At 45.1% G+C, this 14,715-nt stretch carries 11 protein-coding genes; 8 read left to right on the plus strand and 3 right to left on the minus strand.

The window, feature by feature from the left end; genetic code table 11:
* The first annotated feature begins 44 nt into the window (after positions 1-44).
* On the plus strand, positions 45-887 hold the full coding sequence (pssA, locus tag BN8899_RS12125; RefSeq protein ID WP_065219639.1) for a CDP-diacylglycerol--serine O-phosphatidyltransferase: 843 nt from the start codon (positions 45-47) through the stop codon (positions 885-887).
* On the opposite strand, the gene BN8899_RS12130 is transcribed toward pssA, so the two are convergent.
* The gene (locus tag BN8899_RS12130) at positions 853-1,560 is read right to left on the minus strand and encodes an HU domain-containing protein (protein WP_065219640.1); all 708 of its coding nucleotides are present in this window, start codon (positions 1,558-1,560) and stop codon (positions 853-855) included. The two genes, pssA and BN8899_RS12130, sit on opposite strands and share 35 nt — an antisense overlap.
* Before the next feature lie 128 nt (positions 1,561-1,688).
* Here BN8899_RS12130 and galE point away from each other — a divergent pair, with 128 nt between their 5' ends.
* Positions 1,689-2,702 (plus strand): UDP-glucose 4-epimerase GalE, encoded by a 1,014-nt coding sequence (gene galE, locus BN8899_RS12135; protein WP_018337271.1) that lies wholly within the window; start codon positions 1,689-1,691, stop codon positions 2,700-2,702.
* Positions 2,703-2,740: 38 nt separating this feature from the next.
* Here galE and glmS read toward each other — a convergent pair whose 3' ends face one another.
* On the minus strand, positions 2,741-4,579 hold the full coding sequence (gene glmS / locus BN8899_RS12140; protein ID WP_065219641.1) for a glutamine--fructose-6-phosphate transaminase (isomerizing): 1,839 nt from the start codon (positions 4,577-4,579) through the stop codon (positions 2,741-2,743).
* A 73-nt stretch (positions 4,580-4,652) separates the two neighbouring features.
* Complete coding sequence (locus tag BN8899_RS12145; RefSeq protein ID WP_018337269.1) at positions 4,653-5,459, minus strand: glycogen/starch synthase; 807 nt, start codon at positions 5,457-5,459, stop codon at positions 4,653-4,655.
* 212 nt (positions 5,460-5,671) lie between these two features.
* On the opposite strand from BN8899_RS12145, the gene BN8899_RS12150 reads away from it, so the two are divergent.
* The 6 genes from BN8899_RS12150 (at position 5,672) to BN8899_RS12175 (ending at position 14,674) form a co-directional block, all read left to right on the plus strand.
* Positions 5,672-6,022, plus strand: a complete 351-nt coding sequence (locus BN8899_RS12150) for a YraN family protein (RefSeq protein WP_018337268.1) — start codon at positions 5,672-5,674, stop codon at positions 6,020-6,022.
* Between the two features lie 344 nt (positions 6,023-6,366).
* Positions 6,367-6,774 (plus strand): OsmC family protein, encoded by a 408-nt coding sequence (locus BN8899_RS12155; protein WP_018337267.1) that lies wholly within the window; start codon positions 6,367-6,369, stop codon positions 6,772-6,774.
* The gene (locus tag BN8899_RS12160) at positions 6,774-7,766 is read left to right on the plus strand and encodes an NAD-dependent epimerase/dehydratase family protein (RefSeq protein ID WP_065219642.1); all 993 of its coding nucleotides are present in this window, start codon (positions 6,774-6,776) and stop codon (positions 7,764-7,766) included. Before BN8899_RS12155 ends, BN8899_RS12160 begins: the two co-directional genes overlap by 1 nt.
* 287 nt (positions 7,767-8,053) lie before the next feature.
* The gene (locus BN8899_RS12165; protein WP_187376885.1) at positions 8,054-9,253 is read left to right on the plus strand and encodes a FecR family protein; all 1,200 of its coding nucleotides are present in this window, start codon (positions 8,054-8,056) and stop codon (positions 9,251-9,253) included.
* Positions 9,254-9,364: 111 nt separating this feature from the next.
* Positions 9,365-12,052 (plus strand): zinc-dependent metalloprotease, encoded by a 2,688-nt coding sequence (locus BN8899_RS12170; protein ID WP_231932338.1) that lies wholly within the window; start codon positions 9,365-9,367, stop codon positions 12,050-12,052.
* A gap of 42 nt (positions 12,053-12,094) precedes the next feature.
* Positions 12,095-14,674 carry a zinc-dependent metalloprotease gene (locus BN8899_RS12175; RefSeq protein ID WP_082987038.1) on the plus strand — a complete coding sequence of 860 codons (2,580 nt, stop codon included), beginning with the start codon at positions 12,095-12,097 and terminating at the stop codon, positions 14,672-14,674.
* The last annotated feature ends 41 nt before the right edge of the window (positions 14,675-14,715 follow it).

Genomic DNA, 14,715 nt, shown 5'->3' on the forward strand with positions numbered 1-14,715 from the left:
GTAAAAAGAAGTATTTTCGTGTTTGAATCGTAAAAATATGACCCATGAAAAAACATATTCCTAATCTGATCACGTGCCTGAATGTTACTTCGGGGGCGTTGGCTATCTATATGGCGTTTAACGGTAACTTGCTTTTGGCGGCATGGCTGGTGATTCTCGCCATGGTGTTTGACTTTTTTGACGGTTTTGCTGCCCGCCTTCTGCACGTGAAGTCCGATATGGGAAAGGAACTTGACTCGTTGGCGGATATGGTGAGTTTTGGCGTGATGCCCGGAGTGATGGCGTATTTCCTGATATGTGAATCGTTTGGTATGTTCTACGCCGGGGAAACGCATTATTGGGTGGAGCGTATCCTGTCTGGAGTACCCTTGTTGGTGCCTGCCTTTTCGGCTTACCGCCTGGCGAAGTTTAATCTCGACGTGCGGCAGACGCATTCGTTTATCGGGTTGCCGACTCCCTCGAATGCCTTGTTTTGGGTAATGCTCGTCTTCTGTTTGTATTATCAGCCGGAGTTTTTTAGGATGATGTGGGGTAATCCATGGCTTTTGGCGGTTTGCTCCCTAGTGTTGGCAATTCTTTTGATTAGCGAGGTGCCGATGTTTTCTTTGAAACTGACTGATTTCTCGTGGAAGGAGAATCGCCTTTTGTATTGTTTCCTGGGAATGGTCGTGATCGGCTTTGCCGTGTGGGGTGTGAAAGCCTTGACTTGTATGATACCCGTGTATATCCTGATTTCCTGCTATAATTTTGGGAAAAAGATAAATTGGGTGTTTGGGATTATTCAACTTGTGCTGATCGGGTTGCAGGGAATCGAGGCGTTATATATGGTCGTGCCTGCCTGTCTGATCGTTATTATCGTGAGATTGACTGGTCGGGCAAGTCAATAACGGGGTCATAATCCACGAAGTCGCAGGAGGGAGAAATCTTTGCCGTTTCTTTCGTTTCGATCCATTTGCTTTTCATGGATGCGGGTTGCATATTACTGAGGTTGGCAGTGCTGTCGCCTTGGAAAATGTCTTGTTGCGAGAGCACCACGATTCCCGCGATCATGGCTGCCGAGAGTCCGAATTTAAACAAGCGGGTCACGAGGTTGCCGGATTCGGTGTTGATATATTCTCCGTCGGTATTTTTTGCCTTTTTACTGTTTGCCGTTACCACGGGCATAGCTTCCATACCGATAACATCGGGTAGGAAATTATGGTTGCTGGACTCGAAAAGGATATTGAAACGGCGGTCTACGCTGAAACTCCCGATCTTCCCGAAGTCGACTTTTTGTTTCTGGTTCAACCGTACTTTCACTTCTTCGCAGAACAAAGCCAGCCGGCGTTGTGCTTTCTCGTAATCAATCTGTTCCTTACGGGCAATCCAATCGATCAGCAACCCGTCATTCTGTTTCAGGTGTTTGTTGAACACGACTCTTTTGGCGGGAGGAGTAATCATTCCCGTCTTCTCATTGATGGTTGCACCGGAATAGTCGCATATAAATCCTCCTAGTCCGGGAACTATCACGCAATCATGCAGATAGAGCAGTTCTTCTATGTGTTCAACGTATTTGTTCATGCAACAAAGGTAAGAAAAAACGCAAGGTTGTCAAACTCATTTTAGGCATTTCGGATTATTATTATTTACTTTGTTCTGTCTATGACAGACACACAGATTGTTATAAATTGAGAAAAAATTATTGGTGTATGAAAATTTTTGTGACAGGAGGTACTGGGTATATCGGGTCCCACACGGTGGTGGAACTCCAGCAGAGTGGTTATGACGTGATTATCGCCGATAACCTGGTGAATTCAAGCATTGACGTGCTGGACGGGATCGAGAAGATCACGGGTATTCGTCCCGAATTCGAAGAAATCGATCTCACCGACCGGGCGGCGACGAGGGATTTTTTTGTTCGCCATTCGGATATCAAGGCTGTGATTCATTTCGCGGCGTTGAAGGCAGTGGGGGAATCCGTGCATAAGCCGTTGGAGTATTACTTCAATAATCTGAATTCATTGATGAACGTGCTTGACTCGATGCGTGAGTTCCAGGTGCCGAACCTGGTGTTCTCGTCTTCTTGTACGGTTTACGGGCAGGCAGATGTCCTTCCCGTGACGGAAAAGACCCCTCGTCACGAAGCAGAGTCTCCTTATGGGAATACCAAAGTGATGAGCGAGGATATTATTCGGGATTTGATGAAGGTGGAATCGAAGATGAATGCGTTGGCTTTGCGTTATTTCAACCCGATTGGGGCGCACCCGAGTGCTTATATTGGGGAATTGCCCAACGGGGTGCCGAATAACTTGATCCCTTACCTGACGCAGACGGCTATCGGAATCCGGGAGCAATTGAGCGTGTTCGGGGACGATTACAATACACCGGATGGTTCTCCCTTGCGTGATTATATCGACGTGGTAGATCTGGCGAAGGCTCACGTGGTAGCGATCCGTCGGTTGTTGGAAGGGAAAAATAAAGCGAATTACGAGTTCTTTAATATCGGCACGGGAAAGGGGCTTTCCGTGTTGGAAATTATTCACGCTTTCGAGAACGCTACTGGAGTAAAAGTGAACTACAAAATCGTGGGACGCCGTGCCGGTGATATAGAAAAGGTGTGGGCTGATACTACGCTGGCAAACACAGAGTTGGGATGGAAGGCTGCTACCCCGATTGAGGAAACCATGAAGAATGTCTGGAAGTGGCAACAATCTTTAAGATAGAAACAAGGGGTTGTGTTTTTACACAGCCCCTTGGTGTATTATTCCACGGTAACCGATTTTGCCAGGTTGCGCGGCATATCCACGTTGCAACCTCGCATCACGGCGATATGGTAGGAAATTAATTGTAACGGAATCACGTTTAGCAGTGCGGACAGGAATTCCAAGGTTTCGGGAATTTCTATCACGTGTTCCGCCAATTTGGTTACTTGTGTATCTTTCTCGTTTACTAGAGCGATGACGTGACCTTTGCGGGATTGTACCTCTTTAATATTGGAAACGATTTTGTCGTAATAATTGTCCTTCGTGGCGATGGCAAATACCGGCATATTCTCGTCTATCAAGGCAATAGGACCATGTTTCATCTCTGCTGCCGGATAGCCTTCCGCATGGATGTAGGAAATTTCTTTCAGTTTCAGCGCTCCTTCCAGTGCCACGGGGAATTGACAACCTCTTCCCAGGTAAATGGCGTTCGTGGAGTCTTTGTATATGGCGGAGATTTCCTTGATAATATTATCTTTTTCCAGGATGGCTTTTATTTTGTCCGGCAAGTTGTACAGTTCGTGGATATATTTTTTGTATATTTCGTCGGCAAGTGTACCCTTGCGGTGACCGATTTGCAGAGCCATCATGGCGAGCACGGAGATTTGTGCCGTGAATGCCTTAGTGGATGCTACCCCGATCTCCGGTCCGGCGTGCGTGTAAACTCCGGCGTCTGTTTCGCGGGCGATGCTTGACCCGACCACGTTGCATATGCCGATCACGGTTGCCCCGTGTGCTTTGGCATACTTGATAGCTGCCAAGGTATCGGCAGTTTCACCACTTTGGGAGATAGCGATTACGATGTCGTTTTCATTCACAACCGGGTTGCGGTAACGGAATTCGGAAGCGTACTCCACTTCCACCGGGATGCGGGTAAATTCTTCCAGCATATATTCTCCGACCAGTCCGGCGTGCCATGAGGTGCCGCAACCGATGATGATGATCCGGTGGGCATTTACCATTTTTGGGATGATTTCCGAGATGCCGCCCAAGTATATTTCCGAGGCATCCACGTTTACGCGTCCCCGGATGGTATCATAAATGGAGTTTACCTGTTCGAAAATCTCTTTCAACATGAAATGCGGGAATCCGCCTTTCTCGATTTTCTCGATGTCAATGTCCACGTGTTGTATACTTAAGGAGACCGGGGTATTCTTGATTGTTTTCAAGATCATCTCATCTCTTTTCAGTATGGCGACGTCATCATCGTTCAGGTAAATCACGTTTTTCGTGAATTCCACGATAGGTGTGGCATCCGATGCCACGAAGTATTCGCCTTGCCCTACCCCGATTACCAGAGGACTGCCTTTACGTGCCACCACGAGTTGATCCGGTTCTTCTTTGCACAAGACCACTAACCCGTAGGCGCCGATCACCTTGGTCAAAGCGAGTCGGACTGCGTTTTCCGCGTTAATCTGCCCTTTCAGGTAAATGTACTCGATGAGGTTTGCCAGTACTTCCGTGTCGGTTTCGCTCTTGAACAAGTAGCCCCTTGCCTGCAATTTTTCTTTCAGGAGGGCGTGATTCTCGATAATACCGTTGTGCACGATGGAGAAAAGACCGTTCATGGATGTATGCGGGTGGGCGTTCGAGTCATTCGGCTCCCCGTGGGTAGCCCAACGCGTGTGTCCCATCCCGATCGTGGCACTCGTGTCTTCGAGTTCCATGTGGTGCTCCAGATCGAGCACTCGTCCTTTGCATTTGTAAACTTTGATGTCGTTGTTGTGAATCAACGCGATCCCGGCAGAATCGTATCCCCGGTATTCCAGGCGTTTCAGACCATTAATTAAGATCGGACAAGCTTCCTTTGGTCCGATGTATCCCACAATACCACACATAATGTTTGTCGTGTTTTATATGATTATTAATAAAAAATAAGCGGCATAACAACCATTGCCGCTTGTTTTAATTTTATTCTATGATTTTGTCGAAAAAGTCGGAGTAAGCCTCTATGTAGCATTGTTCTCCCGGGTATTCCAGGGTCGGTTTTTTCAAATCATTGGCGAAGCTACGAAGTTCGTCGTCCACGTCCTTGTGATTGAAAATGATTCCGTCCGCGTATTGGAATGCCAATTTATTGATATTGGTGTGCGTCGGGTCTTTCAGAAGTGCCACGTCCTTGCGGGAAACACCCTCGGTGATTGCTTTTTCATCGAATTTGGAATCCAGTTTCCCCTCGAATTTATCGTTGTAGGTGGAGTATACCACTTTCGTTTTGGAGAACACCGGATCGTCATGGTATTCTTTCTTGAGGTAAAGTGGAACTAGCGCGGTAAACCATCCTTGGCAATAGATCAAGTCCGGGGCCCATCTCAGCTTGCGTACTGTTTCGAATACTCCCCGGGCAAAAAATATGGAACGTTCGTCATTGTCGGGGAAAAATGTTCCATCCTCGTCAACGATCGTGTGTTTGCGTTGGAAATAATCATCATTGTCAATGAAGTAAACCTGCATTCTGGCAGATTGAATGGATGCAACCTTGATAATTAAAGGGTGGTCCGAATCATTAATGATTAGGTTCATTCCGGAAAGCCGGATGACCTCGTGCAATTGGTTGCGCCTTTCATTAATGCAGCCGTAACGTGGCATGAACGTTCTGATTTCTTTACCTTTTTCTTGAATCCCTTGAGGTAAATATCTTCCGATATTAGCCATTTCGGAATCAGGAAGATAAGGTACAATCTCTTGAGATATAAATAAAACTCTTTTTTTAGCCATAACTACTACTTTTCCCAAAAACCTTACAAAGGTAGGCATTTCCGATTAGAATTCAAAACTTACACTCGATAAATCTTGCTCACAATAAACCACTTGAAATGCTAAAATAACGATCTTTTAAGGTTTTCCGTGTCAAAAATTTTGCATTTTTCAAAGATTTGTATAACATTGCAAAACTCTTTTTAGCCTGTAAATTGGGAAAAAACTGCACTATGGCTTGGCATAATGAATTTGGTAAGTTCGGAGAAGATAAGGTATATTTTTATTTATTGGATTTGGGATATACCGTATTGGAACGTAACTGGCGAATCGGTCACCGGGAATTGGATTTCGTGTGCCTGGACGGGGAGGTGCTTGTCGTGGTCGAGGTAAAGACGAGAGGAAGCGAGAAAGTGGATATTTTCGAGTTATTGGATTATAAAAAGAAGAAAAGTTTGCAAGCCGCCGGGGCTGCCTATCTCACGAGAAAGAATATTCAACGGGAAATACGTTTCGATTTGGTGCTTGTCACGGGAGCCGAGATGCATATCGAGTATGTTCGGGAGGTGATCGATTTGTTTTGAAAGAACCGGGTGGCTTCTGTCGTGTGTGTGGTGTGGTAGGAATATGAACGCCACCCGGCATAAGAAAAGTGTCAATAGGGATATTAACCTTATATCAAAAATTGTGCTAGAAATCGAGAATGTAGAGTAAATCTTGATAATTTAGGGAATTAATTCAAAAATTATCTAATCGAGAAAAGATTAGGTGTGGATTTATAATTTTAAATATTGAATTTTAACCCGGCAAGGTAGCCCTTGTTCCGTGATTCTGTAATTGCCGATTTGATGAAGATAAAAAGACTTCCCCGTTGTAAAGCTGTCGGGAATTTATTACCTTTGGGAGATTAATTATAAAAAAGCAGATTATGGCAACAGTAAAAGCAAAATATTTAGGAGATTTGCGTTTGGAATGCACGCATTTACAGAGTGGAACAACTATTATCACGGATGCGCCGACAGATAATAATGGCAAGGGAGAGGCTTTTTCCCCGACTGATTTGTGTTCAACTTCATTGGCCGCTTGCGCCATGACAATCATGGGAATTTATGCCAAGAATAACGGGATTGACCTGACGGGTACTGAAATCGAGATTACCAAGAAGATGGCGGCAGAACCTCGCCGTATTGCTGAAATTGATGTGATTTTTAATTTCCCCGCCAAAGAATACACGGCAAAAGAGAAAAAGATTCTCGAGCGTGTGGCAGATACTTGTCCCGTGCATTTGAGCTTGCATCCTGATGTAAAACAAAATTTCGTATTTAATTGGCAGTAATGGTTACCGGGGCTACCGGGTTAGTGGGTAGCCATTTGTTATGCCACCTGGCTCGTCTGGGCGAGGCGATTATAGCATTAAAAAGGGAAGAGAGCCGTATCGAGGAGACTATGGCTCTCTTCTCTCGTTATTTTTCTTCGCCGGAAGAGGCTGCATCACGGGTGACGTGGGTTGTCGGTGATGTGCTGGATGAGGGATCTTTACTTTCGTGCGTGGAGAAGGTCGACACCGTGTACCATTGTGCCGCAATGGTTTCTTTTAATGGTAGTGACCGGCATACTTTGATGCAGACAAATATTCGGGGAACGGAGAATATATGTGCCCTTTGCCTGCAATGGGGCGTGCGTTTGTGTTTCGTGAGTTCTATCGCTGCTCTAGGGGATGCTCCTGACGAGAGTGTGGTCATTGACGAGAATACGCCCGAGATTCCGGGTTCCGTGCATTCGCTCTATTCGGGTAGCAAGGGGGCTTCCGAGAAGATCGTATGGGAATACGTGGGGAGAGGATTGAATGCCGTTATCGTGAATCCGGCTATTATATTAGGTACGGGGCTTCGGGGACGCAGTAGTGCCAAATTGTTTGAACAAGTCCGGAAAGGAATGCCGTTTTATACCGATGGCGTGAACGGGTACGTGGACGTGAGGGATGTTTGCGAGGCAATGATCCGCTTGACGGAAACTTCTTCCATCCGGGGAGAGCGGTTCGTGCTTTGCGGGGGGAATTATTCTTACAAGGAGTTGTTCACGGTGATCGCCTGTGCTGCGGGAAAGCGAGTGCCTTATATTCGTATGGCGCCTTGGATGACTTCGCTTGCCTGGCGTTTGTTGGCTTTCGTTTCTTGGTTTACCCGAAAGAAGCCTGCCTTTACCCGGGAAACTGCCCGTTCTTCCCAGAATAAATCCCGTTACTCGAGTGCCAAATTATTGAAGGCATTACCTGATTTTCGTTTTCATACTTTGGAAGAGACAGCCCGATTCTTTCGGGATCTGTAAAATATTTTCCTGGGTCTATATCTCTTGTTAATTCTCTTTAATTGTCTTTTGGGGAGTGGAAGCCAAGCTTACTGACTGCGATACTTGCAAATGTTTTTGCGTGTTCGTGGATATTTTATTTATTGCGTGACTTGCGTTGCGTAGAATCTCAATAGATAAGTTTTTTTGCCATTTTCGCTGATTCAGAGAAGGGAAAAACAAAAAAAACTTCGAGAGATAAAAAAAGTTGAGAATTAATACCCCCTTTTGGGGATATTAAGTGTATAATGGATATAAATAATAAAATTATGGAGCAGTCAAATAGAAAAGTATTCAAAATATCCTTGGCAATTTCTCGTGTGCTTTCAGGGGAAGCGTCCGGCACGGAACGTGAGGCGGTGGACGGGTGGCTGAATGCTTCGGAGGAGAACAAGCGATTGTTTGGACGTTTGCAGGAAGAAGGATTATTGGCTCGTAAGGTGAGAATTTACCAAACGATTGACAAACAGGCTGCATTCAACGAATTTTTGAAGGAAAAGGCAATACTAGAGGAACGACATCGGCGTCTTTGTTTCGGACGAGTGTTGAAATATGCCGCTATTTTAATATTGCCTTTGCTGGTCGGGGGCGTGTATCTCTTGAATCAGTTGCTTTTCGAGGAGAAGAAGGAGCTGGATATAGCAACCGTGATTTCGCATGGCGAGCGGAAAGCTGTGTTGCATTTGTCTGACGGGAGTACGGTTGACCTGGATAAATCGAACGTGATGCTGAATGAGCGGAACGGGATGCTGATTTCAAGCAAGGATAGCGGGTTGATTTATCAAAATGGCATTGATGATAATACAAAGGAATTAATTTATAATACATTGGATGTTCCCACGAAAGGAGAGTTTTATATGCAACTTTCCGACGGGACAAAGGTATGGATCGGGGCTCGTTCCCGCCTGAAATACCCTGTAAATTTCAAGGGAAAGACGAGAGAAGTTTATCTGGAAGGAGAGGCATTCTTTGACGTGGCGAAGAATCCTGGCAAACCGTTTATTGTAAAAACAAAGGATTTTTCTGTGCGGGCGCTGGGGACGTCGTTCAATGTGATGAATTATGCGGATGATGATTTTTCTCATGCCACGTTAAAGACCGGAAAGGTAGAAGTAACGTCTGATAGACAGAAAGTCTTGTTAGTGCCAGGGGAACAGGCGTTTTATAGGAATTATCAAACGAGAGTGAAGAAAGTGGATATCGATGTTTACACGGCTTGGATGGGAAATGTATTCAAGTTTGATAAAGAGAATATAGATGTTATCTTAAGAAAGATCGCCCGTTGGTATGATGTGCATATTTTTTACATGAACGAGAGTGTGAAAAATTATCATTTCAAGGGAACTCTTCCAAAATACACGAATTTGAGTGATGTTTTAGGTCTGCTGGAGCAGACAACGGATATTAAATTTCAAATAAAAGGAAATACGGTAGTTGTGATGAAGGATGGTACGAGGGAAAGCAAATGATGCTAGTGGAGTGAAATTATAGTTTCTATATGATTAAGTAATTGCCTCGAGTGTGAAAACTCGTTGTGTGGGAGTATTGTATGTTTTAATATAAAATTAATGATGAAAGTTATGAGACAAACTTTTGGTTTTATTATTACCTGTTTTGTTGTTCTTGCATTGGCAGAGCCGCTGAATGCCGGAACGAGAAAGAAGAAGAAGGTAGAAGAGAAGAAAGTAACCCCTTACGAGAAGCTATTTCAAGGGAAGAAGGTGGAAACTGTACGCGGTATGGTAACCCTTCACAAGGTGGACGGAAAGGTCTACTTCGAGTTTCCCATGAAATTGATGGGAAGGGATATGTTGTTGGGTTCTACGGTTTCGGAGATTAGTGATAATGGTAATGCTTTAGTTGGACAGAAGGTAAAACAACCCTTGCATATAAAGTTCACGTTGCGGGATAGTACAGTGGAGATGCGGGAAGTGACCAACAGGGCTCGCCGCCAGATATACACGGATTACACGGAAGAAGGGGTGCTGAACGCTTTGGCTCAGGGAGTGGGATGTCCCGTGATGGAGGGCTATAAGGTGATGGCGTATAATGCCGATAGTTCGGCGGTTGTGTTCGATATGACCGATTTCTTGGTAAGTGATAACAAGCGGCTCGATCCGTTTGACCCGAACGGTAAGAAAGCGATGTATGGGGCTTGTGCCCGGCGGGCTACTTTCAAAAAAGATTTATCCTATGTCGATCAGCTTAAATCGTTTGAAGATAATATGTCTATTACTTCTAGTTTGAGTTACGTGCAGGATTTGTTGTACATGGGAATCGTGGTAGTGGCTTACCAGGAACCCGTGACGATAAAAGTGAATCGGTCGTTTGTTTTATTACCGGAAAAACCTGTCATGCACGCCCGTGTTGCTGACCCTCGTATCGGGTATTTTACTTCTTCGCAAGAGAAGTTGACGAAAGATGCGGACGAAGTGAAGACAATTACTTTTGCCAATAAATGGGATGTGCGCCCGAAAGATGTGGAAGCGTATAAACGGGGTGAATTGGTTGAACCCGTGAAACAGATTGTTTTCTACGTGGATAATAAATTCCCGGAGGCTTGGAAGCAACCGATTCGTGAAGCTGTTTTGGAGTGGAATAAGGCTTTCGAGAAAATTGGGTTTAAAAATGTGATGGCTGCTAAGGATTTTCCGACGGATGATCCGGAATTTGATCCTGCTAACCTGAAATACAATTGTATTTATTACGCTCCTATCGGGATTGCGAATGCCATGGGACCCTCTTGGGTCGATCCACGTAATGCCGAGATTATTCAAGCATCTGTATTTGTGTATCATGATGTGATTCAGTTGGTGAATGATATGCGTTTTGTACAGACTTCCCAAGTGGATCCTCGGGTGCGCACGATGAAGATGCCGGAAGACGTGTTGGAAGAGAGTATGCGTTATATCGTGGCTCATGAAGTGGGGCACTGCCTGGGACTGATGCACAATATGGCTTCTTCGGCTTCGATTCCTACGGAAAAATACCGGGATAAAGAGTTTATGGCGAAGTACGGGACTACCCCGTCCATCATGGATTACGCGCGTTACAATTATATTGCGCAACCGGAAGATGAAGGTATAGCGTTGACTCCTCCTCGTTTAGGCGTGTACGATTTCTATGCTATCGATTGGGGGTATCGTTTCTTCCCGGATGCAAAAACATCGGAAGATGAAGTCCCTTATTTGAATAAAATTATTGCCGATAAGATGGGTGATCCCATGTATCGCTACGGGAAACAACAATTGTATTACGGTATATTCGACCCGACTTCTTTGACGGAAGACTTGAGTGACGATGCGGTAAAAGCCGGGGAGTACGGAATCAAGAATTTGAAATACATTATGAATCACTTGAACGAGTGGTTGGACGGACAGGATACGGACTATACTTATCGGTATAATATTTACAAGGCGATAGCATCACAATATGCCCGCTATATTTATAATGCTAAGATTAATATCGGTGGTTTCTATATTAATGAGCACATGGTGGGTGACCCTTATTCCACTTCGGCAGTTGTCCCGAGAGAAATTCAAAAACGTTCTGCCAAGTTCGTGTTCGAGCAATTGAAAGATATGGATTGGTTGGATAATATCGAGGTCGTGAAGAATCTTCCGCTGGATGGATCAATGGCTCGTTTGATTTTGAAAAATCAAGCCGCTTCCCTGTTGAACACGAAACGATTGTCGTTAGCCGTGTACCGGGATAAAAATGCTTATTCCCCGGAAGAATACCTGACGGATTTGTACGAGAGCGTGTGGTCTTCGGCTATCAAGGGAACTAACCCGACCGAGAGCGAGCGGATTCTGCAAACGGAGATTTTGAAGAACGTGATAAAAGGTGCCGATCCGTTGACCCCGAGAAGTGAAATGGATGAGGTGTTGGCTGCCGAGATGGATCATAGTATGCATTCGTTGACTACTTGTTCTTGTTGTGCCTCATTGCCAATGCCGAAATACGAGCAATGGAATATGTTCAACTGGCTGGGTAATACCCCTGCCGTATCTGGCAATTACCCTAAAGATATGTTGAATTACTTCAACACGTTAGGTTGGAATAAAGAATTGAATGAGCGTGCCGGGTTTGACTATATTTTCTATGTATTCAATACGTCGACGAATAATAATCATCATTTGTATTACCAGTTGTTGACAAAGGTGAAGGACGTAATGGAAAAAAGGAAGAATAGCGGTTCGTATGAAACTCGTGCCCACTACGCTTATCTGCTTTCTATTGTGAATGATTTCATGAAGTCGAAGTAATGCGTGTTGTTTTTGAATGATTAATTCTTTAAGAATTTGAAGATGAAGATAAATATATACAGGGTTTTAGTCTGGTCGATCGGGCTCTTTTTTCTGACAGCCGGGGTGGGAACCGATACGGTTGCCGCTAGGGAAAGAAAGAAAGAAGAGAAGGGAAAGACGGAGGCTCCCGTGGTTCGGAAACGTTCCGTGAAATACGATCGTCTTTTCCGGGGCAAGAAGGTGGAAACGAAAAAAGGACTGGTCACGATTCACAAGATCGGGAAGAAGTTGTACTTTGAATTGCCGATGAACTTGCTGAACCGGGAATTTCTGATCGGGACGGCTGTTGCTGAGATCAGTAATAACGGTAATGTGCTGGTGGGACAGAAAGCATCTGATCCTTTGCACGTGAAATTTAATATTATTGACAGTACATTGTACATGCAGGAGGTGACGAACGCAAGTCGCCCGAACGTGTATGCGGATGAAGCCGGAATGAAAGAAGCCGTGGAAAAAAGCACGTTGACCCCGATCATGCAATCCTTTAAAATAGCGGCTTATAACCGGGATACGACGACCGTGGTGTTTGAGGTGACTAATATGTTTCTGGGGGATTATAAAAGGCTGGATCCTTTCGATCCTTATGGGTTGACTGCTGGGTTCGGGAATCTGGAGCGGAAGGCAACGCTGAACAAGGCATTGTCTTACTTGGATTCTTTTAAGGCTTTCGAGGATAATGTTTCTATCACTTCCGTGTTGACTTATCATGAAGTGTTGACCCGTAAAAATTCTGCTTACCGGCACGAGGAACAGGTGACGATGAAAGTTACCCGTTCGATCATCATGTTGCCGGAGGAGAAAGACAAGATGCGTTGGCGTCTTGCCGACCCCCGGGTAGGGTATTTTGTTTCCTCGTTTCAGCATTTCGGGATGGAGATAGACCGGAGTAACCGGACTTATTTTATCCACAAGTGGAATTTGCAACCTTCAGACATGGAAAAATATCAACGGGGAGAACTCGTGGCTCCGGTAAAGCCGATTGTTTTTTACGTGGATAATTTGTTCCCGGAATCTTGGAAAGGAGCCATTCGTGAAGGTATTCTGGTATGGAATCAGGCTTTCGAGAAGATCGGTTTTAAAGATGCCGTGCAAGTACGGGATTTCCCGACGGACGATCCGGAATTTGACCCGGAGAACCTGAAGTATTCTTGCGTGCGTTATGCCCCGATCGGTATCGAGAATGCCATGGGGCCCTCTTGGATAGACCCTCGCACGGGAGAGATTATGAATGCTTCGGTGTTTGTATATCATGATATTATCAAATTAGTGAACGATATGCGTTTCGTGCAGACTTCCCAGTTGGACGAGCGGGTGCGTACGAATAAACTACCGGAGGATGTGATGTACGAGAGTCTGCGTTATATTATATCTCATGAAGTGGGGCATTGCCTGGGATTAATGCATAATATGGCAGCCTCGGCAGCTTATCCGGTCGATTCGTTGCGGAATGCGGCTTTCACGCAAAAGTATGGGACAACACCTTCGATCATGGATTATGCCCGCTATAATTATGTGGCTCAGCCAGGTGATAAAGGAGTGAAATTGACTCCTCCGGATTTGGGTGTGTATGATTATTACGCTATTGCCGTGGGATATAAACCTGTTCCGGAAGCCAAAACAGCTGAAGAAGAGTTGAAGGTCGTTCAAGGTTGGATAGCGGAGAAGTCAAATGACCCGATGTACCGGTACGGGAAACAACAACCGTACGATGAGTACGACCCGAGCGCCCTGATGGAAGATTTGGGGGATGATGCGGTGAAAGCCGGGACTTACGGGATCAAGAATTTGCAATATATATTGAAACATATGAATGGTTGGCTAGATGGAGTGGATCACAATTACGATTATCGTATCGAGATTTACAAGAATATTGTTGACCAATTTGTCGGCTACTTGAAAAATGCTTACCGGAATATCGGGGGGTATTACCTGAACGAGAGCTTCGTGGGGGACGGGAGAACTACATTTAGCGTGGTCCCGAAAAATATGCAGAAACGTTCAGCCGTTTTTGTGATGGATCAATTGCGAACGTTAGATTGGATTGATGCCTCGGAAGTGACGAAGAATCTGACTGTGGGAACGCCCAAGTCGGAAAAGATCGTGAAAATGTTTGCCAAGGCTTTGGTAAACACGAAACGGGTGTCTTTAGGGTATTACCGGGATAACAACAGCTATTCCCCGAAGGAATACTTGGATGATATATATGCGCACGTGTGGGCTTCCACGCTGAAAGGAAGGAATCTGACAAAAGCCGAGCGAATGTTGCAATACGAGGTCGTGTGCGAGATCATGAGGAAAATCAAGATTCCCAATCATCTGGAAGGTGGCGGGCGTGGAAAAAAGCCGAGGCAAGTGGAGACATTGGCAAAGGAGGTATCCCCGTTGGCTCCTGTGCAAGGTTTCGGGTTCCAATATTACGTGACGAACGTGTCAAACGATAATCAGGCTCATTTGTGGCACGCCTTACTCGTGCGTGTGCAGAAACTGATGGAGTCGAAAATGAATGGAAGTTCGTTCGAAACCCGGAATCACTATGGCTTTTTGTTGGAAAAGATTGAAGACGTGCGTAATTGGAAGTAAGTAAAGATTTATTGTAAAAACAGAAAATTAAATATAAACAG

This window comes from Butyricimonas sp. Marseille-P2440 (genome assembly GCF_900091675.1).
Lineage (GTDB): Bacteria > Bacteroidota > Bacteroidia > Bacteroidales > Marinifilaceae > Butyricimonas > Butyricimonas synergistica.